The sequence below is a fragment of the Nitritalea halalkaliphila LW7 genome, from assembly GCF_000265075.1.
Lineage (GTDB): Bacteria > Bacteroidota > Bacteroidia > Cytophagales > Cyclobacteriaceae > Nitritalea > Nitritalea halalkaliphila.
Genome location: NZ_AJYA01000067.1, coordinates 1 through 22,317, shown reverse-complemented (window position 1 = coordinate 22,317; position 22,317 = coordinate 1). Strand labels below are relative to the sequence as shown.

Annotated in this window: 25 protein-coding genes and 6 pseudogenes; 10 read left to right on the top strand and 21 right to left on the bottom strand. The window is 47.0% G+C overall.

The window, feature by feature from the left end:
- Nucleotide 1 precedes the first annotated feature (1 nt).
- The 3 genes and pseudogenes from A3SI_RS19805 to A3SI_RS21765 form a co-directional block, all read left to right on the top strand.
- Nucleotides 2-253, top strand: a complete 252-nt coding sequence (locus A3SI_RS19805; RefSeq protein ID WP_009057293.1) for a hypothetical protein — start codon at nt 2-4, stop codon at nt 251-253.
- Nucleotides 254-260: 7 nt separating this feature from the next.
- On the top strand, nt 261-503 hold the full coding sequence (locus A3SI_RS23355; RefSeq protein WP_202946875.1) for a cytochrome c peroxidase: 243 nt from the start codon (nt 261-263) through the stop codon (nt 501-503).
- Nucleotides 433-648, top strand: a pseudogene (locus A3SI_RS21765) (cytochrome c peroxidase); the annotation flags it as partial. The gene A3SI_RS23355 and the pseudogene A3SI_RS21765, both read left to right, overlap by 71 nt.
- A gap of 544 nt (nt 649-1,192) precedes the next feature.
- Here A3SI_RS21765 and A3SI_RS21245 read toward each other — a convergent pair.
- Genes A3SI_RS21245 through A3SI_RS21230 form a run of 4 tightly spaced genes read right to left on the bottom strand, consistent with a single transcriptional unit; the run spans nt 1,193 to nt 2,889 of the window.
- Complete coding sequence (locus A3SI_RS21245) at nt 1,193-1,867, bottom strand: haloacid dehalogenase type II (protein WP_009057291.1); 675 nt, start codon at nt 1,865-1,867, stop codon at nt 1,193-1,195.
- Nucleotides 1,868-1,923: 56 nt separating this feature from the next.
- Nucleotides 1,924-2,370: a sodium:calcium antiporter gene (locus tag A3SI_RS21240; protein WP_238531805.1), complete on the bottom strand. Its 447-nt coding sequence runs from the start codon at nt 2,368-2,370 to the stop codon at nt 1,924-1,926.
- The gene (locus tag A3SI_RS21235) at nt 2,304-2,702 is read right to left on the bottom strand and encodes a hypothetical protein (RefSeq protein WP_238531812.1); all 399 of its coding nucleotides are present in this window, start codon (nt 2,700-2,702) and stop codon (nt 2,304-2,306) included. The genes A3SI_RS21240 and A3SI_RS21235 overlap by 67 nt, the downstream gene beginning before the upstream one ends.
- Nucleotides 2,703-2,748: 46 nt before the next feature.
- Nucleotides 2,749-2,889 carry a hypothetical protein gene (locus A3SI_RS21230; RefSeq protein WP_238531804.1) on the bottom strand — a complete coding sequence of 47 codons (141 nt, stop codon included), beginning with the start codon at nt 2,887-2,889 and terminating at the stop codon, nt 2,749-2,751.
- Nucleotides 2,890-3,390: 501 nt separating this feature from the next.
- On the opposite strand from A3SI_RS21230, the gene A3SI_RS15135 reads away from it, so the two are divergent.
- The gene (locus A3SI_RS15135) at nt 3,391-3,642 is read left to right on the top strand and encodes a hypothetical protein (protein ID WP_040671126.1); all 252 of its coding nucleotides are present in this window, start codon (nt 3,391-3,393) and stop codon (nt 3,640-3,642) included.
- A 176-nt stretch (nt 3,643-3,818) separates the two neighbouring features.
- Here the strand turns inward: A3SI_RS15135 and rplI are convergent.
- The 4 genes and pseudogenes from rplI to A3SI_RS15115 all read right to left on the bottom strand — a co-directional run bounded on the left by rplI (nt 3,819) and on the right by A3SI_RS15115 (nt 5,937).
- Nucleotides 3,819-4,263, bottom strand: a pseudogene (gene rplI / locus A3SI_RS15130) (50S ribosomal protein L9).
- A 39-nt stretch (nt 4,264-4,302) separates the two neighbouring features.
- Nucleotides 4,303-4,554 (bottom strand): 30S ribosomal protein S18, encoded by a 252-nt coding sequence (gene rpsR, locus A3SI_RS15125; protein WP_009057281.1) that lies wholly within the window; start codon nt 4,552-4,554, stop codon nt 4,303-4,305.
- The gene (rpsF, locus tag A3SI_RS15120) at nt 4,551-4,919 is read right to left on the bottom strand and encodes a 30S ribosomal protein S6 (protein WP_040671124.1); all 369 of its coding nucleotides are present in this window, start codon (nt 4,917-4,919) and stop codon (nt 4,551-4,553) included. Before rpsF ends, rpsR begins: the two co-directional genes overlap by 4 nt.
- Nucleotides 4,920-5,019: 100 nt before the next feature.
- Nucleotides 5,020-5,937 (bottom strand): hypothetical protein, encoded by a 918-nt coding sequence (locus A3SI_RS15115; protein ID WP_009057277.1) that lies wholly within the window; start codon nt 5,935-5,937, stop codon nt 5,020-5,022.
- 37 nt (nt 5,938-5,974) lie between these two features.
- Between A3SI_RS15115 and A3SI_RS22990 the strand changes: the two genes are divergently transcribed.
- Together A3SI_RS22990 and A3SI_RS22985 are read left to right on the top strand one after the other, a co-directional pair.
- Nucleotides 5,975-6,295, top strand: coding sequence for a class I SAM-dependent methyltransferase (locus tag A3SI_RS22990; protein ID WP_009057276.1), 321 nt, complete (start codon nt 5,975-5,977; stop codon nt 6,293-6,295).
- The gene (locus A3SI_RS22985) at nt 6,289-6,567 is read left to right on the top strand and encodes a class I SAM-dependent methyltransferase (protein ID WP_316929233.1); all 279 of its coding nucleotides are present in this window, start codon (nt 6,289-6,291) and stop codon (nt 6,565-6,567) included. The genes A3SI_RS22990 and A3SI_RS22985 overlap by 7 nt, the downstream gene beginning before the upstream one ends.
- On the opposite strand, the gene A3SI_RS15105 is transcribed toward A3SI_RS22985, so the two are convergent.
- Both A3SI_RS15105 and apaG read right to left on the bottom strand, forming a co-directional pair.
- Nucleotides 6,549-6,938: a hypothetical protein gene (locus tag A3SI_RS15105; protein WP_009057272.1), complete on the bottom strand. Its 390-nt coding sequence runs from the start codon at nt 6,936-6,938 to the stop codon at nt 6,549-6,551. The genes A3SI_RS22985 and A3SI_RS15105 overlap by 19 nt on opposite strands.
- 6 nt (nt 6,939-6,944) lie before the next feature.
- Nucleotides 6,945-7,331 carry a Co2+/Mg2+ efflux protein ApaG gene (gene apaG / locus A3SI_RS15100; RefSeq protein ID WP_009057269.1) on the bottom strand — a complete coding sequence of 129 codons (387 nt, stop codon included), beginning with the start codon at nt 7,329-7,331 and terminating at the stop codon, nt 6,945-6,947.
- A gap of 74 nt (nt 7,332-7,405) precedes the next feature.
- Here apaG and ung point away from each other — a divergent pair, with 74 nt between their 5' ends.
- Nucleotides 7,406-8,068, top strand: a complete 663-nt coding sequence (gene ung, locus A3SI_RS15095) for a uracil-DNA glycosylase (RefSeq protein WP_009057268.1) — start codon at nt 7,406-7,408, stop codon at nt 8,066-8,068.
- A gap of 195 nt (nt 8,069-8,263) precedes the next feature.
- Here ung and lepB read toward each other — a convergent pair whose 3' ends face one another.
- From lepB to A3SI_RS15050, 10 genes and pseudogenes are all read right to left on the bottom strand, one after another.
- A complete protein-coding gene (gene lepB / locus A3SI_RS15090) occupies nt 8,264-9,340 on the bottom strand; it encodes a signal peptidase I (protein WP_040671122.1) in 1,077 nt (358 codons plus the stop codon).
- A gap of 13 nt (nt 9,341-9,353) precedes the next feature.
- Nucleotides 9,354-10,077: pseudogene (gene dapB, locus A3SI_RS15085) on the bottom strand (4-hydroxy-tetrahydrodipicolinate reductase).
- A gap of 1 nt (nt 10,078) precedes the next feature.
- Entirely contained in the window at nt 10,079-10,576 is a 498-nt protein-coding gene (locus A3SI_RS15080; protein ID WP_238531811.1) for a DUF5683 domain-containing protein, read from the bottom strand.
- A gap of 142 nt (nt 10,577-10,718) precedes the next feature.
- Entirely contained in the window at nt 10,719-11,639 is a 921-nt protein-coding gene (locus A3SI_RS15075; RefSeq protein ID WP_009057262.1) for a ParB/RepB/Spo0J family partition protein, read from the bottom strand.
- A 14-nt stretch (nt 11,640-11,653) separates the two neighbouring features.
- A pseudogene (locus tag A3SI_RS15070) lies at nt 11,654-12,434 on the bottom strand (ParA family protein).
- A gap of 6 nt (nt 12,435-12,440) precedes the next feature.
- Nucleotides 12,441-13,124, bottom strand: coding sequence for a metal-dependent hydrolase (locus tag A3SI_RS15065; RefSeq protein ID WP_009057261.1), 684 nt, complete (start codon nt 13,122-13,124; stop codon nt 12,441-12,443).
- Nucleotides 13,125-13,316: 192 nt separating this feature from the next.
- A complete protein-coding gene (gene yidC / locus A3SI_RS15060) occupies nt 13,317-15,134 on the bottom strand; it encodes a membrane protein insertase YidC (protein ID WP_009057260.1) in 1,818 nt (605 codons plus the stop codon).
- A 100-nt stretch (nt 15,135-15,234) separates the two neighbouring features.
- Nucleotides 15,235-16,855, bottom strand: a pseudogene (locus A3SI_RS15055) (CTP synthase).
- A 73-nt stretch (nt 16,856-16,928) separates the two neighbouring features.
- Nucleotides 16,929-17,075, bottom strand: coding sequence for a hypothetical protein (locus A3SI_RS19120; protein WP_156810337.1), 147 nt, complete (start codon nt 17,073-17,075; stop codon nt 16,929-16,931).
- Complete coding sequence (locus tag A3SI_RS15050) at nt 17,036-17,539, bottom strand: hypothetical protein (protein ID WP_009057259.1); 504 nt, start codon at nt 17,537-17,539, stop codon at nt 17,036-17,038. Before A3SI_RS15050 ends, A3SI_RS19120 begins: the two co-directional genes overlap by 40 nt.
- A gap of 150 nt (nt 17,540-17,689) precedes the next feature.
- On the opposite strand from A3SI_RS15050, the gene A3SI_RS15045 reads away from it, so the two are divergent.
- From A3SI_RS15045 to A3SI_RS15035, 3 genes are read left to right on the top strand one after another with little or no spacing between them, the layout of a single operon-like run.
- Nucleotides 17,690-18,184 (top strand): hypothetical protein, encoded by a 495-nt coding sequence (locus A3SI_RS15045; RefSeq protein WP_009057258.1) that lies wholly within the window; start codon nt 17,690-17,692, stop codon nt 18,182-18,184.
- Nucleotides 18,181-19,614, top strand: coding sequence for a CCA tRNA nucleotidyltransferase (locus A3SI_RS15040; protein WP_009057257.1), 1,434 nt, complete (start codon nt 18,181-18,183; stop codon nt 19,612-19,614). The genes A3SI_RS15045 and A3SI_RS15040 overlap by 4 nt, the downstream gene beginning before the upstream one ends.
- Entirely contained in the window at nt 19,604-20,329 is a 726-nt protein-coding gene (locus A3SI_RS15035; RefSeq protein ID WP_009057256.1) for a tetratricopeptide repeat protein, read from the top strand. The genes A3SI_RS15040 and A3SI_RS15035 overlap by 11 nt, the downstream gene beginning before the upstream one ends.
- A 356-nt stretch (nt 20,330-20,685) precedes the next feature.
- Here A3SI_RS15035 and A3SI_RS15030 read toward each other — a convergent pair.
- Nucleotides 20,686-21,624: pseudogene (locus tag A3SI_RS15030) on the bottom strand (DUF4221 family protein); the annotation flags it as partial.
- Between the last annotated feature and the right edge of the window lie 693 nt (nt 21,625-22,317).

The window sequence follows — 22,317 nt, the reverse complement described above, 5'->3', positions numbered from 1 at the left end:
TATGCAACAGTCTATTTTACGGCATGTGGCCCTTTGGGGTACTGTGTTACTGTTAAGCTTTAGCTTGCGTCAGGACCCTGTGGATTTCGCGCAGCTGCGGGCGTGGTATAGCCAGCCGAGTAGTGCTTGGCCTGCGCCGCACCTGTTAGAAGGAGGCACCTTTCGTGAGCTGGAGGCCTTACCAGAGAATCCTTTCCGGCAGGATCCTGCTTATGAGGCGCTCATTTCCTTAGGTAAGCAGCTTTTTTTTTGATCCGCGCCTGTCGGCTTCTAACCAGATATCCTGTGCCTCCTGTCATGATCCTGAGCTGAGCTGGAGCAACGGACGCTCCCTAGGCATCGGACATGATCATCAGCAGGGGCAGCGCAATACGCCCAGCATTCAGAATATGTGGGAGCAGGAAATTTTCTTTGGGATGGTAGGGTGGAGGGCTGGAGGCCCAAAGTCTCATGCCGATAGCGGATCACACGGAGATGAACCAAGAGCTGGGTCTTTTGCCTGAAAAACTGGGCAAGATTTCGGGTTATGCACCTCTATTTACGGCTGCTTTCGGTTCTGAGCTGATTACACCCGACCGGATCGGAGAGGCGCTGGCCATGTTTCAGCGTAGCCTTACAGGAAGGCGCAGCGATTTCGATTATTTTATGGCCGGCAAGCAGGAGCGAATGTCCGATGAGGCGCTTTGGGGCCTGCATCTGTTTCGAACGAAAGCCCACTGCATCAACTGTCACAATGGGCCTTTTTTTACAGATCAGAAGTTTCATAATTTAGGTTTACATTTTTATGGTCGCACGCATCAGGATTTAGGCCGCTATGCGGTTACAGGCGATCCAGCTGATGTGGGTGCCTTTAAGACACCTTCTCTTCGCGATGTGGCTTTTACGGCTCCTTACATGCATAATGGACTGTTTCCACATTTAGAAGGCGTGCTTAATATGTACGATGCAGGAATGGCACGGCCCAAGCCACGGCCTGAGTTTGCGGATGATCCTTTATTTCCGGAAACGTCCGAGCTGCTCGTCAAGCTTTCATTAACAGGTGCGGAGAAGCGCGCTTTAGAGGCCTTCTTGCGGAGCATCTCGCTCCTCCTTTTCGGATGGCCAGGCCGGAGCTGCTTGAGTGAAACTCGTGTAGCTGTTGGAGTGAAAATGACGTGTAGGTATATACCTGGGGTTTTGGGAAGCGCCTGTTTTAAGGCGCTTTTTCTGCTTCCAGTGCAGCGCCCAGCTCCGTTAGATTTTCCAAAAGGAAGTCAGGGCTATGGTGGAGGGGGAAAAAGGCGATGCCTTCTCGGAGGAGGTAGGCGGTTTTCCAGCCGACGGCATGGGCGCCTTCCAGGTCCCAGCTATGGGTGGAGATGAGGACGCTTTCTTCGGGGAGTTTTTTTGCTGCTCGCAGCGCACCGGTGTACACTTCAGCGTGGGGTTTATAGCGTCGAAAGCGTTCAGCGCCGATGATATGGTCGAAAAATGACGCCACGTCGGCCTGCTGTAGCAGTTTATGAAGCCCTGTTTCTTCACTGTTGCTGAGCGCGATAAGCGTATAACCTTCCGTTTTTAGAGTTTCTAGGCTGTCGGCGACATCGGCATGTGCACGGCAGATGCGGAAGCTATCCATCACTTCCAGCAGCTCGATTTCTCCCAGTCCACGGTCTTCTTGGGTGTTCATGGCGCGGAGGGCGGCTAGGCCTAAGGAAGAAAAGTCATGGGATTGGCCCAGGGCACTTTGGACCAAGCTTTGATGGAGCAGGGAGGTGAACCACTGACTGTAGGCGCCCTCTCGGCCGAAGGCCAAATTTACAGAAAGGCGTACGGGGCTGAGATCGATCAGCGTCTCGTTTACGTCGAATACAAGCGTTTTAAGCATAGCGGTAAAAGTGTATAGTGACTCTAACGTTCAGGCTGACGAAAGGGTTATTTTGTCTATCCGATTCCGAGCAGAAGGCTGGTCATGTAGAGCCCATATAAGAAGAGGAGAAAGCCACCTTCTACGCGATCTATTTGGCGCCCTGCGCCCCTGAAAATGAGCACAAATAAGAGTGCTGCGGCCAGGAGGTGTACGTAGACATCGGTAAGTGCAGTGACGGGAATCGGGCGGATGGTAGCGGAAATGCCGAGCACGAGAAATCCGTTAAAAATATTAGACCCTACGATATTTCCGATCGCGATATCGGCTTGTTTTTTACGCACTGCTACGATGCCGGTGACAAGTTCGGGCAGGGAGGTGCCGATTGAGACGATGGTTAGCCCGATGAGGCGTTCGGACATGCCCAAGAGGCTGGCGATGGCTTTCGCGTTTTCGACTAAGAGGTGGCCTCCATAGAGGAGTAGGAGAAGTCCTGTGGGCAGCCAGATCCAGGCATAGGGCAAGAGCTCTGCGCCGGGCCCTGTGCAGTGTCTTTGCTTTTCAGTGCTACGGCTATGCTGTAGGCAAAAAAGACGAGAAAAAAGAGGAGCAGCATCCAGCCTTCGCTGGCTTGAATGGTATCGCTGCTCGCCCGATCGATTAGGCGGTCTTGGCTTGCAAAGAAGATCGCGAAAGCAGCGAGCAGACCGAGGGGAACTTCGATCCAGGTGGTGGTGCGCTGAACGCTAAGAGGGTAGATGAGGGCACAGGTGCCTCCTATGACCAAGATATTAAAGATATTACTTCCTAGAACATTTCCCATGACCATTTCCGAGGAGCCTTTGTACGAGGAAATGACATTAATGACAAGTTCAGGGGCTGAGGTGCCGAAGGCACGATCGTCAGGCCAATGATAAGGGCGAAACGCCCAGTTTTCCTGCGATGGAAGAGGCGGAAGCGACTAGTTTATCCGCTCCGAAAAGCAGGAGGGCAAAGCTAGCAGCAAAAGGAAAAGGTGCAGCAGCATGGAGTAGAAATTTCACGAAGTTAGTGGAAAATGCTTCGAAAAAACAGCCCCTCAGCTTTAAAAGTAGGGCTTCAAAATTAGACATAAAAAAACTCCGTAGGGAGGTGAAATGTTGACCCACTAGGCTCGAACCTAGACTCTTCTGAACCAAAATCAGACGTGTTGCCAGTTACACCATGGTCAATAAACTTTAGAAAACGCGTTTGCTTTCCGTAATTGTGGTACAAAAGTAGGCTTATGCCCTCAAATATCCAAGAGAGCTGCCTAAAAAAAAGAGGGTTTTTATTTAAGCGCTTTATATTCAGTTGAAAAAAATAGGATTTGGAGAAGAGGCGATTTTTGTTTCCCGATTCTTTTGTTAGGGTTAGATGGAGTACCTGAATGGGGGCTTGGAAGTGTTTTCTTATTATTTTTGGTTTAAAAAATAGGTGATTTATTTGCGATTTATGAAAAAATGGCGCACTTTAGTTTTGGGTTTATTTAAAAAATTGATGTTTTGATTAAAATCATGAAAGCTATGAACGAGGAAAAAATGGAAAAAACGGTCTTGCAAACGTTAGAAAAGCTGGAAAAGCTTGGTTTGGACGAAACCCTACCGGCGGAATTGTCTTGGTGCTGGAACAGTTTCGTGGCCGACAAGAATCCAGTGGGCCTAATCGAAAAGAGCCAAAAGGCGCATGCCTTACTGAGCGAAAAAAAGGCTGTACAGCCACGCGCTGTTTCGCAGAAGCTGCTTGACGATTTAGAAAAAGTGACGCGGGCTTTTTAAGCAAGAGCTGGATTTAAGGATTGTGGGGCAGTGCTGCAGCTTTCTGGCTTTTGCGAAGAGCCTGGCGCTAAAGGCTTTTCCGGCAGCCTGTTTTGGTCCTCATGTGTTTTTGTGAGGCGCCTGAAAGGGAATAAAAAAAGGGGCGAAGGCCCCTTTTGTTTCTATTGTTCGTGTGCTTACTCAGCTACCACAACAAATTTCACTTTTGTTTTCACTTCTCTATGAAGATCTACATCGGCCTCGAACTCACCTGCAGTACCTACTGGCATGGTGATTTCAATTTTCTTTCTGTCGATCTCGATTCCCTGAGACAGCTAAGGCATCAGAAATCTGAAGTGTCGTTACTTTACCGAAAATTTTACCAGAGTCACCGATTTTTGCTTTGATCTCTAGGGTAATGCCCTGAAGTTTCTCTGCTAGGTTAACCGCCTCTGTTTTGATTTTCTCTGCTTTATGCGCTGCTTGCTTGATGTTTTCAGCAAGGGCTTTCTTATTAGAAGCTGTCGCTAGTACTGCGAAGCCCTGTGGGATCAGGTAGTTTCTTCCATAACCTGGCTTTACATTTACCAAGTCATTTTTGTAACCCAACCCTTTAATATCTGTTCTTAAGATTACTTCCATTGTTGTGTTAATTTTTAACTATTAAAGAGAATCCTTGGCCTATTTTAAACCATCGGTTACGAACGGTAGAAGAGCTAAAATTCTAGCTTTCTTGATCGCATTAGCTACTTTTCTCTGATATTTAGCTGAGTTTCCGGTTAATCTTCTTGGAAGAATTTTACCCTGCTCGTTAACAAACTTCAATAAGAAGTTAGGATCTTTATAATCGATATACTTAATACCATGACGCTTGAAGCGGCAGTATTTTTTTCTATTCTCTACGCGGTTGATTGGTTCGTTTCTTAATGTCATGATGCTTGCTCCTCCTTAGCTTCTTTCTTGTTAAATTCGCCTTTTCTTCTTCTCTCCGCATACGCTAATGCATGCTTATCGAGAACAGTTGTTAGGAAGCGCATCACCGTTTCGTCACGTCTCAGCTCAACTTCAAACCTCTTGATTAAATCAGGAAGTGCCTTAAATTCTACCATTACATAGAATCCTGTGGTTTTCTTCTGAATAGGATAGGCTAATTTTTTCAGCCCCCAGTTTTCCACATTGACAATCTCTGCCCCCTCTTCTTTTAACAAGTTCACGAACTTGTCTACGGTATCCTTCATCTGAACATCAGACAAAACGGGAGTTAAAATGAATACCGTCTCGTAGTTTCTTTGGAACATAATAGATAATTGTTTTTTAAACAGTCCGCAAAAGTAGCTAAAAAAAGCGTCAAGTCCAAGACCTGACGCTTTCATAAATGTTCCTTACAGCCGAAAAGCTTTATTTTACTTCAAATTTACCCGTTCCGATCAAGTAACCATCAGCATAAATGCGCACCGTATGCTCTCCAGTGTCGTACTTGGTCTCTTTATCATAAAAGTTTTCCAGTGCCTGCTGGGTATTATCGAACATAATCGCTTGGCTCATGGTATAAAACTCTTCTCGGCCATCGATCATAAAGGTACCAGAGCCTTTCGCGATATCGAATATAGGCTGGCTATTCGGTGCCAAAATCTGAATGAAAATATCACGCGGTCCATGCGGTGCTACGGGGTTGTCAGCTAGTGTAAAACTGATTTTTAAGGTCTCTAACTGTCTGTTGCGGAAACCATCTGTACGCTCACGTCCTCTTCTATTAACAGCGGCGATCTCTATGTTTTCTGCTTTTAGACGGGCAGCCAAGTCCACTTTTTTCTCCAGTTCTTCTCTGCGCTGGTCCAGCTCCACGACGCGCTCTTCGATGCGTGCCTGATTGGTTTTCAGGTCTTGGTTTTCAGCGAAAAGCTGCTGATTTTCGTTGCGCAAAGCTATAATCTCATCGTCTTTTTCGTCTAAAAGTGCGATATAAGATTTTAAGCGCTGGTTTAGGCGCTCAATTTCCTGTGCCGAGCGGCGCTTCTCTGAATTTCGCTCGTTTATTAGTTGCGTACGAATCTCCTCCAAGGCGGCCACGTCACCGCCTAGGCGCTCGATTTCTTGGATGCGGAGATCCAACTGATAGGTAACAGAGTCCAAGCGCTGGTTGATTTCGTTATTTTCCTCCGAAAGGACGAGGATCTCCTGTGTTTTCTTATTTTTGTCTTGGTGGTCGAGAAAAAGTTTGATACCACTAATCAGCACTAAGATAGCCAAGGCGATGATCAGGATGTTTTTATTTCGATCAGATCGGGCCGGCGGCGGTGTAGGATTTGTCTGCATAAGCTCTGTACTATTACGTTAATCGCTCGTTTGTTCTATGGAAACAAAATTAAATGAAAATTACTGGACTTCCCGCTATTTGACTAAAAATACGGGCTGGGACCTGGGTCAAGTCTCTCCTCCGCTGAAGCAATATTTAGACCAAATCACGGACAAGTCTCTAAAAATATTAATCCCTGGCGCTGGGAATGCTTATGAGGCGGCTTATGCCTATCAGTCTGGCTTCTTGAACACGCATGTGCTGGATCTTTCCCACGCGCCTCTCGCTGATTTTCAGGCGCGCCATCCGAATTTCCCGTCTACGCACTTGCATCAGCACGATTTTTTTGCCCATCAGGCCAGTATGACCTTATTTTAGAGCAGACGTTCTTCTGTGCGCTACAGCCTGATCTGCGGCCAGCGTATGTGGCTAAGATGAAGGAGCTCTTAGCCCCGGGGGGGCAATTGGTGGGGGTATTGTTTAACCGATACTTCGAAAAGGAGGGGCCTCCCTTCGGAGGAGAGGCAGAAGAATATGAAAAGCTATTTTCGCCTCACTTCGGACGCTTTGTGCAGGAATCCTGTTACAATTCCATTGGCCCTAGGGCCGGAAGCGAACTCTTTTTCCGTGCTTACAAGTCAAAAATATAATGCCCGGGACTAAAGGCGCTGCCAGTGAAAAGCAGGCCTTCCCCTTGGATTTCGATAGCCAGAAGAGGGGCTTGCACGCAGTTTTGCCACTGCTGAAAACGCTTAGGTCGGCTGTAAAGCCCCTTCACCAGCCAGATGCCCGCAGGTTCGGTTTGGATAATCTGAGGCGGGATGCTTTCCTGCTCGTTTATACTATGGAGTGGATAGGAGGGAAGTAGCTTTCGAACAACCTGTTCCAGAGGGGGTATAGGATCTGCCTGGGCGATGGCATCGTATAGCTGCAGGAGCAGGGGGGACTGCAGGGAGTGCCGCCCCTCCGCCAGCCACCAGCGACGCCAATGCATGCGGAAATGGAAATAGGGAGTGGCCATACAGGCTTAATTTTGCAGGTCTTCCGCTAAAAGCTGGAATTCGGGAATGTTTACATCGAAAAGCTGTCCATCGACGATCCGCTCCATGGTGTAGGTGCCGAGCATCTTTCCAAGGCCCGATTTTAAGTTGCATCCCGACACATAGGCATGTTTTTCACCAGGCTCCAGCGTGGGCTGCTGTCCGACGACACCTTCGCCCTCCACGATTTTTTTGCTATCAGCGGCATCGAAAATTTCCCACTTGCGGCGCAGCAGCTGCACGGTATAGGGCGAATTATTTTCGATTTCTACGTGATAGGTGAAGACATAGTGCTGCTGCCAGGGACTCGAATGGGCCCGCTGATACTGGACACGCACGCTAACTTTTATTCCCTCTGTAATGGCACTTACCATGAAACGTTTAATTTTGTGTGAAGAACGATCAAAATTACATAAAGCGTTTCATTCTTTTACGAAAAGCCTACAAAATGGATGTAAAAATTGAGCCCTCTTGGAAGGCTGCCTTAGCCGCAGAGTTTACACAGCCGTACTTCCTAGCCCTGTCCGCCTTCGTTCGGGAGGCGTATCAGCAGACGCAGGTTTTTCCTAAGGGGAGTGCTATATTCAAAGCATTCGAGGCCTGCCCGCTCGAACAGGTGAAGGTGGTTATCTTAGGGCAAGACCCCTATCATGGTCCTAATCAGGCACATGGGCTTTCTTTTTCCGTGCAGCAGGGCGTGCCCTTTCCTCCTAGCTTGCAAAATATATTTAAGGAGATTCGTCGCGATCTGGGGACTCCCTTTCCCGAGCATGGCGATCTGACCCGCTGGGCGGAGCAGGGCGTACTCCTTCTAAATGCTACGCTTACCGTGCAGGCGCATCAGGCTGGCTCGCATCAGAAAAAGGGCTGGGAACAGTTTACAGATGCCGTCATTCGGGTATTAGCCGAACGGGAGGCGCCGATGGTCTTTTTGCTTTGGGGGGCTTACGCCCAAAAAAAGGCTGCCATCCTGCATCGGCCGGAACATCTTAAGCTGCACGCTCCGCACCCTAGCCCGCTTTCTGCTCATCGAGGATTTCACGGCTGCGGGCACTTTTCTCAGACGAATGCTTTTCTGCAGGAGCAGGGTTTGACACCCATAAAATGGTGATTTTTTTTGGTTTAGGTAGGTCATGTAGCCTGTCTTAGGTCTAGCGAGCCGCTGAGCAGGTATCGGTTTGGCTCTTGGAATCCAAAAAAAAAGAGACCACCGAAGTAGTCTCTTTTTTTGTGGTGGAGGCCTCTCTGAATTTTGCGCCAGCACCTTATCTGCTCGTATGATGGAATCGGCAGCAGCAGGCTCCCTTTACTCGATACCTTTAAAAATTCTGTTCCAGCGGATCTTAGAGAACATGCTCTTGTGCTTATCCAGGGACAACCATAGGAACCAGGCTTTTCCAACGACATGATCCTCAGGGACAAATCCCCAGTACCGCGAGTCTAAACTATCGTGCCGGTTATCACCCATCATGAAATAATAGTTTTGCCGGAAGGTGTAGGACTGTACCTCTTGACCGTCTATAAATAGTTTATTGCCCTCCACACGAACATCTTTCAGGCGCTCGTAATGCTGGATGGTGCGGGCGTATTTGGCCATCGTTTCTTCATTAATGGAAATGGTCCAACCCTTCGCGGGGATTTCTATCGGGCCCATATAATCTTTATTCCATCCGAAATAATCTCCATCCGGAAAAATCCGCGGATCCCCATAACCCTGTCGGTCGAGACGTAGGTTGACACGGTCTACCTCTGCGCTTTCCTGCAGCTGGCGTGCCACTTCCGGTGTAGTGGATACCATGTAGCCACTATTATCCCGAAAGGCGAAGAAGGAGTCTGGGTTGATACCGAATCGATCGAAAAAGGCTGCAGAGAGACTTTTATTCGTCATGACGTCGTAGGAAAACTGCATCAACTCGGGATCATCTGCTGGTTTCCCGTTAATCTGCACCTGTGTGCGTTCGATTTCGATGATATCACCGGGGACGCCCACGGCCCGTTTGATGTAATTCGTTCTTAGGTCGGCGGGATGCTCGAGCTCCTCAGGATAGTTAAAGACGACTACATCGTTTCTTTTAATGCTGCTAAAGCCGGGTAGTCTCCAGTAGGGGAGCTTTATCCACTCTACATAAGAGTCTGAATCGGTTCCCCAGATTTTCTGATGGGTAAGTGGCACCTGCAGTGGTGTCATGGGAAAACGGGCGCCATAGTGCATTTTACTCACGAAAAGGAAGTCACCTACCAGTAGGGATTTCTCCATGGAGCCTGTGGGGATCGTAAAGGGTTCTAATAGCAGCCAGCGAATGATACTGGCGGCTACCACCGCAAAGAGCAGGGCGTCCAGCCACTCTCTCAGGGCGGACTTTTTCTTTTTAGGTTCACTCATGAAGGAAAAATTTTTAGAAAGATAAGAAATCATCCATGGATAAGATACCTTTTTTATCTTTTATCCATTCTGCCACTAATACCGCGCCAAGGGCAAATCCCTGACGGCTATGGGCGGTGTGATTTATGCTAAGTGTATCTATTTCAGAGGTATAGGTGACCGTATGTGTGCCCGGTGCAGGGTCAATACGCTTGGCCGTAATCGGTAAACGTGTGTCGTTTTCGGACATATTTTCAGCAAGTGTCCACCCGCTGTAGGCAGGGAGTGAGGCCAATACACCTTCGGCTAGGGTCAGCGCTGTGCCGGATGGGGCGTCTTTTTTTTTCTGTATGGTGAATTTCTTCTATGGCCACCTGATAGGCAGACTGCTCCTGCATGAGCTTGGCCAGAAAGGCGTTCACCTTAAAGAATATGTTGACCCCGATACTAAAATTAGAAGCATAGAAGAAAGCGGTTTCTTGTGCGGAAGCCAGGGCATCTAAGCGTGGCTTCTCCGATAGCCAACCGGTGGTGCCGGAGACCACGCGGATACCTCGTTCTAGTGCCCAGCTGATGTTTGCTACCGCTGCTTCAGGGGCGCTAAATTCGATAGCCACATCGATAGCCGCAGGAGTTAAGGCATCCCGTTCTTCCTTATTTTCTTCTGAAATGCGGGCTATAATCTGATGACCACGGGAAAGGGCGATCTCTTCGATAATTTTCCCCATTTTGCCGTAGCCCAGTAAAAGGATATTCATGTCAATTTAAATTAATTTTTAAACGCAGGCCAAAGTGGGGCAGGCCCAAGGGGCTAATCTCCTGGTAGGGTTCCCAGCGAAAACTAAGGTCCTCCGAAACATCAAAGCCCGATAAGTGTGCATCCACGTTGGCATCTGCAATATTCAATACGTAAATAATCAAGTAAATCAGAAAGGTCGTATCGCGATTTCTCCGCCAAAAATTGACATTACGCACGAGTCCATCGCGGTTTAGGTTCGGAAACTGATTCGGTTCTTCAGCATCGAAAGCGATGAGGGCATCACGAAACAGAGCAAAGCGCCTGCCGTTAAAATCCACGAAGTAGGTATTCGTTAAAATACCACCATATAAGATAGGTACCTTCCAAGGTTTTTCATTGTAGATCTGTCCTGCACCTGGTAAAACAGCCGAAAGAATGGTGGCCACCCTTGGGTTTTTCGGTGTGCGAAAGGCCTCGTTGAGGCTGCTACAGCCTGCTGTTCTAAACGTGGGTCTAATCGCTGTACGGTATCCTGCCCATAAACAGCAGAAGCTGCCCCTAAAACCAGAAGCAGCATTCCTAAAAGGCGTCGTTGTAGAAAAGGCATGAATCGATTCATACGGGCAGCTTTGTCGCAGGCAAAAGGCCTGTTCGGGCGCATTAAATAACAGCTAAAAGTTCTAAAATGCGGTTTAAGTCGTCTGTGGAAGTAAAAGGAATTTTGATCTCGCCTTTGTCCTTCGCATCCGCCTTTACAGCCACCTTAGTGCCAAAATGACTGGCGAGGCGCTGCTGCAACTTGTTCAGCTCGTACTGTTTATAGGGATCTATGGCCTCCTTTTTCGTCTCTTCTGTGGGTTCTTTCGGTTCATGCAGGGCCTTTACCATCGCTTCCACTTTCCGAACACTTAAATCCTCAGCGATAATTTTTTTATACAGAGAAAGCTGCACATCGATGTCCTCGATATTCACCAGTGCCCGAGCATGGCCCATTGAAATCTGTTGGTCCCGAAGTCCTGCCTGAATGTCTGGCGGCAGGCGCAAAAGGCGCAGGTAGTTATTCACCGTGGTCCGCTTTTTACCCACACGGTCGCCGAGCTCTTCCTGCTTGAGGTCACATTCAGAGAGTAAGCGCTGATAGGAATGGGCGATTTCCAGAGCATTCAAATTCTCCCGCTGTATGTTCTCGATAAGTGCCATTTCCAGCATCTGCTGGTCGTTCGCGGTACGCACATAAGCGGGAACACGCTCTAAACCAGCGAGTTTAGAGGCTTGAAAACGACGTTCCCCTGAGATCAACTGATACGTGTCTTCCTCCAGGCGGCGGACGGTAATAGGTTGAATGATGCCCTGCACGCGGATGGACTCGGCCAGCTCCTCGAGTGCTATCTTGTCGAAATGTGTTCTCGGCTGGTAGGGATTGACCTGAATATCACTTAGGCGGATTTCATGGATTCCCGCAGCCGGTGGGGCAGGGGTGAGCGGTCTTTCCTCCTGCTTTTTCGCTGGCGAGTCCTGCAAGAGTGCCCCCAGGCCTCGGCCTAAAGCCGCTTTTTTCTGAAATTGTTTTTTATCCGCCATCGTATTAAAATCCTTTAAGCATTTAAGTTTGCGATTCCATTTTTCGCTGCGATTTCATTCGCTAAGTTGAGGTAAGCCACAGCGCCTTTTCCGTCAGCATCGAAAGCGATGGCGGGAAGGCCGAAACTGGGGGACTCACTTAATTTTACATTTCGAGGAATGATGGTCTCGAAAACCAGGTCAGCAAAATGCATTTTGACTTCTTCCACCACTTGGTTCGATAGACGTAAGCGCACATCGTACATCGTCAGCAGAATACCTTCGATTTCCAGCGCCGGATTCAGGCGGGTCTGGATGATCTTGATCGTATTCAGGAGCTTGCCCAGCCTTCCAGGCAAAATACTCGCACTGCACGGGGATAATGACACTGTCCGCAGCCGTCAGCGCATTAATGGTAATCAAACCAAGCGAGGGCGAGCAGTCGATGATGATGAAGTCATAATCGGCCTTTATGGGGGCGATGACCTCGCGCATCTTTTCCTCCCGGCTCTCCAAATTAATCATTTCCACCTCGGCACCGACCAAGTCGATATGCGAGGGCACCAGGGTCAAATGGTTGATCTCCGTAGGAATAGCGATTTGAGCTACTTCCACGCCGTCCACCATGCATTCGTAAATACTTTTATCTACAGATTTAGGATCGATGCCCAAGCCGGAAGTGGTATTCGCCTGTGGATCGGCATCGATCACCAGGGTCTTGTATTCTAAGACCGCTAAACTCGCAGCCAAATTCATCGCTGTGGTGGTTTTGCCCACACCGCCTTTTTGATTGGCTATCGCTATTACTTTTCCCATAGTCATTTATAAGGTAATAGACTGTCCGATTTCTAAAACAATCAATTCTTTTTTCGCTGCTGCCGCTTTCCTCTTGGCTTCTTCTAGATCAATTTCGATGTAAGGGAAGGTGTCGAAGTGCATGGCGATGATTTTATCAGTGCCTACAAAGTCTGCCGCCTTCAGCGCATCATCAATCCCCATTGTAAAATTATCACCGATCGGAAGGAGTGCAAAGTCAATGGTAAACTCTTCAGCGATTAATTTCATGTCATAGGTAAGGGCGGTATCACCAGCATAGTAAAAAGCTCCCTTTTCATGTTCGATGACGAATCCTCCTGGATTTCCTCCATAGGTGCCATCTGGCAGCACACTGGAGTGAATCGCGTTGACATACTTTACACGGCCAAAATCAAACACTTTACTGCCGCCGTGATTTAAGGGGTGATAGTTTTCTATCCCTTTTCCTCCATAGTAGCTCGCGATCTCGAAATTCGCCACCAGGGTGGCTTGCGTTCTTTTACCAATCCGCTCCACATCCGCCACATGATCCTGATGGCCATGTGAAAGTAGTATGTAATCTGCTGCCAAGCTGTCTACATCGATGGCGGCTGCTTTTTCATTTGGACTGATGAATGGATCAAAAATCAAATGCTTGCCACCCACTTCCATCTGGAAGCTGGAATGACCTAAGAAGGTGATTGTTATCATCGCGGTTTGGATTAGTTTTTAGCACAAGGACAAATATACCATTTATATGGCTATTTCTAAATGCTAATCACAGGGACTTTAAGGAAAGCGCCTACGCGGGGCTCCAGACTGCTGATTTTCAGTCTTCGAATGAGGCAAGAAAAAAGCGAACCCAAAGGCCCGCTTTTCTATTTTTGCAGCACGTAAAAAGACTTATTTCTTCTTTTTGTTCGCTTGCTTCTGCTCTTCGGCAGCTCGCATCGCATCCTCTAAACGCTGCTGAAATTTTGACTTTTTCTTGTTTACGTTTTTCTTCTTGTTCTCCTCTACCTTCTGACGCACTTTCGCATCATCTACAAACAACTTGATGAGCGCCTGCTGACCGAAAGTCACCATATTCGACACGAAATAGTAGAAAGAAAGAGCGGCAGGAAACGAGTTCAAGATAAACATAAAGCCTATCGGCATGATGTATCCTAAATTCTTTAAAGGTCCCGTCTGCGTGGAAAGCTGATTGTTGAATTTCGTATACGCGATCTGCGAGACTGTCATCAATAAGGTAAATAAGCTCACATGCGAACCGTAAAAAGGTATCGTGAAAGGCAAGTTGATAATCGAATCGTAGGTAGATAAATCATGCGCCCAGAGGAAGGATTCCCCTCTCAATTCTATACTGTTCGGGAAGAAAAAGAACATCGCAAATAGAAAAGGCATCTGAAGCAGTAGCGGTAGACAGCCACTGATCGGGCTCACACCCAGCTGGCTGAATAACTTCATCTGCTCAGTCTGCATTTTCGTAGGGTCATCTCCGTACTTCTCTTTCAGTTCGTCGATCTCCGGCTTTATCACCCGCATTTTCGCCATGCCCATGTACGATTTGTAGGTCAGCGGGAATAGGAAAAGCTTGATGATGAGTACGATAAGGATAATGATTACCCCGTAGTTACTCACATAGCGCTCTAAAAACTGGAAAAGATTTACGATGATGTATTTATTCACCCAGCTCACAAAGAAGTAGCCCATGTCCACGTTCTTTTCGAAGCTCGGGGCGATCGTCTTTAGGATTTTATAGTTGTTCGGCCCGAAGTAATAGCGCAGTTCATTTTGGCCTTCGGCCAAAGGTAAGGCTAAGGCCAAGCTCATGTTTTTCACCGAAAGGGTATCTGATGGGGTATCCTGTGCGATGCGGCCATTCAAGAAAGGCTCTCCATCTGCTAAAATCGCGGAGGTGAAGAAGCGCTGGCTGAAGCTCGCCCAGCGAACAGGCTCCGAAAGTGTCTCGGACTTATTCGAATTTACGCCGAAATAATCGTAGCTGTCGCTTGCGAAAAACCAGTTCGCATTCGTTTTTCTACGCGACTCTTCGATGTCTGCTTCTAACTTTTTCAGACGGTCTTCCCAGTTGATGGCGATAGGCCCATCCATAAGCTGCTGGCGGAATCCATCCACAGCGATACCTTTTTCTAAGGCGTAGCTGTTAGGCGCCAAGCGGTAGGTACGCGTGATGCTGCCCTGATCGGCCTGTGCAGTAAAGGTAAGGACCTGGAGCGTCACCCCGTCGCGTTCTTCCGTACTACTTTTGGCTTGGAAGAAAAACTCGTTCAAATCAAAATCCCCCTGACGTGTCGGAAGCGTGTAGGAGATGGAAGAAGAATTTTCATCCAATAAGTACAGGGGCTGCTTGTTCCAAGTGGTAAATTCCTTCAAGCGCACCCGTTTGATTTCACCCCCTTGGGAAGAAATCTCTACTGCGAGTAATTCATTTTCAATGGTGTACGTATTCGCCTCTCCCTTAGTTAACGCTGCGAAAGCACCAAATTTCTGTAGGGCCTGTAGATCGAGAAGGGAGTCCGGAAGTTGGAAAGTAGAGATGTCTTCGGCTACATCCGCCTCTCGGGCTGCTTCCACTTTTTCTGTCGCTTCTTTGCCCTCTTGGACGTCGATAGGCTCAGGCGTTTTAGCGAAAAAGATGGAATAGCCGAGTAAAACGGCTGCGAAAAGGATTAATCCCGTCGCTTGATTCTTATCCATAAATATGTTCTTGGTATTCTGAAATGCAAAAGTAAGGAATAATAGCGGATTTTCGGCTATTTCCTACTGATTAGCTAGGCCCCAGCCGGGGTAAGCCGCCTTAACGCGTCACCTTATAGTCTATCGCTGCACGAATGAAGCGTATAAATAAAGGATGAGGGTTAAGACCGTGGACTTATACTCCGGGTGGAACTGGGTGCCCACGAACCAAGGATGTTCTTTTAGCTCGATCACCTCCACCAAGCCTGTGTCGGGGTTTATTCCGCTGGCATGAAGGCCGGCCTGTTCCAGGGTTTCGAGGTAGTCATTATTTAATTCATAGCGGTGGCGATGGCGTTCGCTCACCTTTCCTTTGCCGTAGGCGGCATAGGCTTTCGTCCCTTTTTTTAGCTCACAAATATAGGAGCCTAAGCGCATGGTTCCCCCTAAGTTCACCACCTGCTTCTGGTCTTCCATCAGGCCGATGACGGGGTGCGGGGTGTCAGGGTGCATTTCCGTGCTACTGGCTCCCTCTAGTCCGGCCAGGTGTCGTGCTGCTTCGATCACGGCCACTTGCATGCCGAGGCAAATGCCGAAAAAGGGTATTTGCTGCTCACGAGCATGTTTTACGGTCTGAATTTTGCCCTCAAAACCCCTTTCTCCGAAGCCAGGGGCCACTAATATGCCATCCAGCTCTTCTAATTTTTTGGAAATATTCTCTTCGTTTAGCTCCTCGGAAGAAATCAGGCGCAAGTTGACCTTACACTCTGTGGCGGCCCCTGCGTGGATAAAGGCTTCTATAATCGACTTGTAGGCGTCAGGAAGCGAGACATATTTGCCGATTAGCCCGATTGTGACCTCTTGGGTAGGGTTTTTTAGGCGGCCCAAGAACTCTTTCCACTGCTCCAGGTCTGTGTTCACACGTGAGCTGAGCTTTAACTTGGTCATCACCCGTTCGTCCAGCTTCTCCTTTTTCATGAGCAAAGGGACATCGTATATCGTCTCCGCATCCATGGCCTCGATCACACAGTTGAGCTGCACATTACAAAATAGGGCCAGCTTTTTCTTCACCTCAGTAGGCAGGTGATGTTCGGTGCGGCAGACCAGGATATCGGGCTGAATACCTGCCTCCAAAAGCTGTTTTACGGAGTGCTGCGTAGGCTTGGTTTTCAGCTCTTTGGCGGCAGCCAAATACGGGATGAGTGTCAGGTGAATGACTAAAAAGTTATTTACCCCGATGTCCACTTCACCTGGCGGACGGCCTCGATAAAGGGCAGCGATTCGATGTCGCCCACGCAGCCGCCGATCTCGGTGATGACGATGTCGAACTTGCCATCCTCGCCGAGCTTTAGGAAGTTGCGCTTGATTTCATCCGTGATGTGGGGGATCACCTGCACGGTTTTGCCCAGATACTCTCCTTTACGCTCCTTCGTGATGACATTATTATAGATGCGGCCGGTGGTGACATTATTTGACTGGGAGGTCGGCGTATCCAAAAAGCGCTCGTAGTGCCCGAGATCCAGGTCAGTTTCCGCACCATCTTCCGTCACGTAACATTCCCCATGTTCGTATGGATTTAATGTGCCTGGATCGATGTTCAGGTAGGGGTCGAATTTTTGGATGGTGACTGTCAGGCCGCGTGCCTGTAAAAGTTTCGCTAAAGAAGCTGCGATAATGCCTTTGCCTAAAGAAGAGGTCACACCTCCGGTGATGAAGATGTACTTAGTGCTGGAAGAAGCCATAAGAATGGATGGGATTTAATTGGTGTTCTTATGGGATTCAAAGGTAGGCAAAATTTCTGCAACTTGGCGTGCTCTACTCTTTTTTATTGAAGGAGAGGTCTAGCTTGATTTCCGTTTCATCCCGCACGCGGATGCTTCCCAGTAGTGCCGTCGGCGGATCCAACTTAAAGTCAGAGAACTTTAGTTTTGCTGTTCCGCTGACCGTGAGTTTCTCGTCCAAGCTGTAGTCAAACTCATGCTTTTGGGTACTTTTTTCACCTGCGATCGTCCAGGTGCCCTCACGCGCAGCCGCTTGGAAGAGAGGATTTCCACTTTTTTCGCTTCAAATGCGATATGCCCATGTTCTTCTGCCCGCAAGCTTTTATGTGCTTTTTCGGTCATGGCGCTTTTATCCTGATCGCTTTTTAGGGACTTGGTTTCCAACTTTAAGGTAAAAGGCGCGATGTTTTTCAGTTTCCCTTCATCGACTTCCACCTCTAAGGTTCCGCTCCCTTTTTTTCCTGTGAGCGACCAGTCGTGTAGGGTAGAGGTGCCGGCGACTTGGAAGCTGCTTTTCTCCGGTTCTAAGGTGTAGGTGCGCTGCGCAAAGGTCCTTTGGGCGGAGCCCAAAAGTAAAAGGAGACTTACCGCCATCGTGGCCAAAATGGCGTAGCGGCGGTGCGTGCCTGTGGTGTGGGGTGACATGCATTTTTTCATACTTGTGTAACACGTCAGGCCCCAAACTGTTAGCAAGCTAGCGAGCTGCGCCCATTTACAGGAGGCGAGCGCAGGGGATCAGTGCTATTTTAAAGGCAAGATGAGGGACTGAATCATAAAGAATAGTAAATTTGCAAAATGAGTAAAGAAATTCAAGGTACAGCAGGCCTCCTGGAGGCTATCCGCCAAAAGGGGCGCGTTTGGGTAAAAGATTCCTTAGGGCAGCCGATGGAGTGGGTTTTGGCCTCGCACTGGTCATCAGAAGATGGGCAGGAAGGGACCGCGCTGCTGTTTGATTTATTTCAAATTCGAAGCATCTGCCCTCCTTTTTCGGAAGTTTCGCTAGATATCGTACAGTTCGCTTCTAAGCCTACGGTATACCATAGCCCCGTCAATTCGGTGCTCCAGGCCGGTCCTGTGAAGGATGGGATTATTCGCTTTTCAGTCATCAAGCATCCCACATGGAATGGCCTGCTCTTTTCGATCAGCCAGGTGGTTTTCGCCAAGTACCCCGTGCAGGTGCCAGAAGGAGCGGAAATTTTCGTGGTAGATGCGCCCTTTTTGCTACAGGCGAAAGGACATAAAGCGCTCTACTTAGATCCAGAGGGCGGTATTAAGATTTTAAAAGCATGAAGCATCTGGAGGCCTTAGCGGGGCATGAAATTTTTACCCGAGTAGGACGTATCGCTGACAGTATGGGCATGGAAGCTTACGTGGTGGGTGGTTTTGTGCGCGATTACCTGCTGGGAAGAGGCTTGAAAAAGGATATTGATTTCGTCTGTGTAGGCAGTGGAATCGAACTGGCCACAGCGGTAGCCAAAAGCTACGACGCGCACGTGCCGCTCAGTGTGTTTAAGAATTTCGGGACGGCTATGGTGAAACTGGCCGACTATGATATCGAGTTCGTGGGTGCTCGGAAGGAGTCCTATCATCGGGACAGCAGGAAACCTATCGTGGAAGATGGCACACTCGAAGAGGATCAAGAGCGACGTGATTTTACGATTAATGCGCTGGCGATATGTGTTAATGGGGACCGTTTCGGGGAGCTAATCGATCCTTTTGAAGGGTTAAAAGACCTGAAGCGCAAAATTATCCGTACCCCAGCGGCTCCGGACACCACTTTTTCGGATGATCCTTTGCGGATGATGCGTGCGATTCGCTTTGCAGCGCAGCTGCAATTCGATATCGAGCCGGAAACCTTCGAGGGAATCTGCAGAAATGCAGGACGTCTCTCCATCATATCGCAGGAGCGGATTATCGATGAGTTGAATAAAATTATTTTGTGTCCGCAGCCTTCCTATGGGTTTAAGCTGCTTTTCGTAAGTGGTTTACTTCAAGAGTTTTTTCCTGAAATGGTGGAGCTGCAGGGGGTGGATTCTGTGGGCGATCGCTCGCATAAAGACAATTTCTACCATACCTTACAGGTGTTGGATAATATTTCGAAGCATACGGACAACCTTTGGTTGCGCTGGGCGGCCATCATGCATGATATCGCCAAGCCTGCCACCAAGCGGTATTCGCAGAAGGTGGGCTGGACTTTTCATGGTCATGAAGATAAGGGAGCGCGCATGACTCCCGGCATTTTTAAGCGTTTAAAGTTGCCTATGGATGAGCGCATGAAGTACGTGCAGAAGCTCGTCCGGTTACATTTACGCCCTATCGCTTTGGTATCGGATAAGGTGACGGACTCGGCAGTACGCCGTTTGCTGTTTGATGCGGGAGATGAAATCGAAGATCTGATGACACTCTGTCGTGCTGATGTCACCTCGAAAAATAATGCCCGCGTAAAACGATACTTGGCGAACTTCGACAAGGTGGAACAAAAAATGCTGGAGGTCGAGGAGAAGGATCAGGTGCGCAACTTCCAGCCTCCTGTAAGTGGGGAAGAGATTATGGAGCTTTTCCAATTAAAACCTTCAAAAATCGTCGGAGAGTTGAAAAACGAAATAAAAGAAGCTATACTTGAGGGCGAAATTCAAAACAACAGAGAGGAGGCGCTCGCTTTCTTGACGAAATTAGCCGCATTAAGAGGAATTACACAAACGAAAAAAAATGAATTGTAAACAAGTAAGCCTGATCGCATGCCTATTACTAGGTACAGTCGGTCTCGTAGAGGCACAGGAGCAGCAGGCGCAGCAGCAAGAGGGTCAGGAAATTTCTGAAACATTACGCAGAAGAAATGAGGCAGACCAGCGCGTCTATCAGTTGGCACTACGTTATAATGATTTATCCGCAGCACGGGTGAAGTTATTAGAGCTGATCGAAAGAAACCCGAATAACACGCGTTATGCGGAGCTTTTGGTATCGCTTTATTTCGAAAACAATCAATTCGGTGCAGCGGCCGTGTCTGCACTCGATCTATTAGAGCGCGACGATCGAAATTTGGTGGCTTTAGAGGTGGCTGCTTATTCTTTAGAGCAGCTGGGTGCTTTAGACCGTGCGCTGCCGCAGTTTGAGCGTTTGTATCTACTGAGTAACGATATTTTCACCTTGTATCGTACGGCTACGCTTCAGCTGCAGTTAGAAAAGCATGAGGAAGCTTTGAACTCTATCTCGATGATCGTGAGAGACCGGAAGTCTGCAGAAGAAAAAATCGGGTTTAACCTTGGGGATAATCAGACGCAAGAGATCAGTCTACGCGCGGCAGCCTTAAACTTAAAGGGCCTGGTGTATGTGGCGCAGGGCAGCAAGTCCGATGCGGTGGCTGCTTTTCAGGAAGCTTTAGCGCTGGAGCCGGAGTTTCGCTTGGCTCAGGAAAATTTGAAAGAAAACTCGTAAATGTTTTAGCATAGAAGCATTTTTAAAAAAGGCTGATGGCAGGTAGGACTTGCTTTCAGCTTTTTTTTTGGTTTTATATTAAGTTACATCGACAATAAGGAGTGGTGAGTATCCAGAACACCTAGCACACGCTTAACTGAGGCTAAAATTTGCTTCATAGTGAAGTGGGTGGGCCCTATCCTATGATGTGCCCACCCTTTAATTTAAAAGACTGCATACGAAAAGTAACTTGTGGAATTTCATAATTAAAGTTACTGTGGTACAGCATGAAGGTATAAAGTGATATTGAAGGAAAGATAGGAAAATAAGAGGAGTTGCTTCAACTTAAATTTAAGAAGTAATTAAATAAAGTGTTATTATTCAGGTTTCTCTATTTGAATTCTAACAAAAGAATTAAAGTCTTCATTAAAGTCAGGGTTGTTGGGGTTGTTAATTGAAATATATAAACCATCAGGCCCAACAAAAGAATTTTCTAAAACATATAAATCCTCTTCCAAATGAATCTCATTGATTACATTGAAAAATTCATCAAGGATGATTATACTCTGATTTTTTGGAAATGAGAAGTTGTCCATTAACTCAGCCTGACTGAAAGGATTTTGCAAGGCTCTATATGCAAATCTGTAGTATAATTTATTAGTAGAATCAAAGAAAAGACTTCCATATCTATCATTAGCAAAAATAAATTTTACATAATCTTCTTGCTCGATGAACACCTCTTTCCTCCTTCTTTCGGATTCTTTACCGAATAAATTAGCTTTAGCCTTGTGCTTAACTAGTGTTTTATTTTTTAGTTGATAGATGTAGTCGTCATTAAATGAGAAAACAAATTCATTTAAATGATTTACCACTCTAGAATACAATGGGTTCATAAAACCATCCTTAAAATAGTCGGAAGGATAGCGCTGACTTTGGACAAAGAGTTCATGTTTCAATAAATCTAGATCTAAATTTAAGCCAATGTTTTCATAACTTTCTAAATTCCCATCTGTGAACATGAAGTCATTGGGAGATCCACCTGCTTTTAGTAAATTATCAATTACAGGGATTTCAAAATTATAAGAAAAGTCGTTAAACAAGACAATTCGTTCATTGAAATCACTGTTAAAATCAGAAATTTTATATTGATTAATAAGTTCACTATCTTTATTGAAAAAAGCAAACTGCTCAAAATTCACTAATAATATTGAGTCTGGACTTATTACATTGAAATTTAAAATGTAAGGAAATGCATCAGGGCCCTCTGCGTTAAATCTAATTGTTTCGATATGCTCTCCAGTTTCAAATTCATAAAGTAGTAAACTATTTCCATTATAAGTTTAAAAACACTAATACATCACTTCCATTAAAATTCGTGATAAACTGAATTTTTGAGCTGTAACCGTCATAATCATCAGGAATTTTAAAACTTCTGATACTATCGGAAACACTAAATTTAATTCGTTCTTTATTCTCTATAACATCACTCTCACATGCCAGGCAAATGAAGCAAAATAAGAATAGTATATGCAGGAAATTTCTCATATTCAATTATTTTTTAATTATTGAGGAATGCTGATTCAACATTTTTAAACAAAATCATGAAATCAAACTCTCTGTTTGAATTGCACTTCATTACACCAGAGAGAGCTCCAATATTTATTTTTTTGAACTTACCAAATGTATTCAGATCCAACTGGAGCATTTGCTTGTCATCCCAATCCACCTTCTTACCAATCCATTGTTTTGAAGCTATAGGTGGGTAGTTTCTTTTGCCTTCCTGGTCTAGCCCCCTATTATTCGGACTTTATTATTTTTGATATTGCTTAATCGCTTCATTTTATACGATATTTACCATCAGCAGGAAACGACCGAAGGTGACCTTTGCACCGAAGTCGTATGATTAGAAGTGTTGGGTCCATCGGTTTGATTGGGCCCACTCACTTCTTCATAGGGCAAATTTTCACCCCCATCGAGGGGGGTCAAATTTGTGCAGGAAACTTCCCTCA

What these genes read in the sequence shown, in the direction of transcription:
- lepB (WP_040671122.1), bottom strand. Translation starts at nt 9,340, where the DNA reads ATGAGTGAACCTAAAAAGAAAAAGTCCGCCCTGAGAGAGTGGCTGGAC.
- ung (WP_009057268.1), top strand. Translation starts at nt 7,406, where the DNA reads ATGGATGTAAAAATTGAGCCCTCTTGGAAGGCTGCCTTAGCCGCAGAG.
- A3SI_RS15075 (WP_009057262.1), bottom strand. Translation starts at nt 11,639, where the DNA reads ATGGCGGATAAAAAACAATTTCAGAAAAAAGCGGCTTTAGGCCGAGGC.
- A3SI_RS15105 (WP_009057272.1), bottom strand. Translation starts at nt 6,938, where the DNA reads ATGGCCACTCCCTATTTCCATTTCCGCATGCATTGGCGTCGCTGGTGG.
- A3SI_RS21245 (WP_009057291.1), bottom strand. Translation starts at nt 1,867, where the DNA reads ATGCTTAAAACGCTTGTATTCGACGTAAACGAGACGCTGATCGATCTC.
- rpsR (WP_009057281.1), bottom strand. Translation starts at nt 4,554, where the DNA reads ATGACATTAAGAAACGAACCAATCAACCGCGTAGAGAATAGAAAAAAA.
- A3SI_RS19805 (WP_009057293.1), top strand. Translation starts at nt 2, where the DNA reads ATGCAACAGTCTATTTTACGGCATGTGGCCCTTTGGGGTACTGTGTTA.
- apaG (WP_009057269.1), bottom strand. Translation starts at nt 7,331, where the DNA reads ATGGTAAGTGCCATTACAGAGGGAATAAAAGTTAGCGTGCGTGTCCAG.
- A3SI_RS15115 (WP_009057277.1), bottom strand. Translation starts at nt 5,937, where the DNA reads ATGCAGACAAATCCTACACCGCCGCCGGCCCGATCTGATCGAAATAAA.
- A3SI_RS15065 (WP_009057261.1), bottom strand. Translation starts at nt 13,124, where the DNA reads ATGATAACAATCACCTTCTTAGGTCATTCCAGCTTCCAGATGGAAGTG.
- A3SI_RS15045 (WP_009057258.1), top strand. Translation starts at nt 17,690, where the DNA reads ATGAGTAAAGAAATTCAAGGTACAGCAGGCCTCCTGGAGGCTATCCGC.
- A3SI_RS22990 (WP_009057276.1), top strand. Translation starts at nt 5,975, where the DNA reads ATGGAAACAAAATTAAATGAAAATTACTGGACTTCCCGCTATTTGACT.
- A3SI_RS15040 (WP_009057257.1), top strand. Translation starts at nt 18,181, where the DNA reads ATGAAGCATCTGGAGGCCTTAGCGGGGCATGAAATTTTTACCCGAGTA.
- A3SI_RS15050 (WP_009057259.1), bottom strand. Translation starts at nt 17,539, where the DNA reads ATGTCACCCCACACCACAGGCACGCACCGCCGCTACGCCATTTTGGCC.
- A3SI_RS15035 (WP_009057256.1), top strand. Translation starts at nt 19,604, where the DNA reads ATGAATTGTAAACAAGTAAGCCTGATCGCATGCCTATTACTAGGTACA.
- rpsF (WP_040671124.1), bottom strand. Translation starts at nt 4,919, where the DNA reads ATGTTCCAAAGAAACTACGAGACGGTATTCATTTTAACTCCCGTTTTG.
- A3SI_RS15135 (WP_040671126.1), top strand. Translation starts at nt 3,391, where the DNA reads ATGAACGAGGAAAAAATGGAAAAAACGGTCTTGCAAACGTTAGAAAAG.
- yidC (WP_009057260.1), bottom strand. Translation starts at nt 15,134, where the DNA reads ATGGATAAGAATCAAGCGACGGGATTAATCCTTTTCGCAGCCGTTTTA.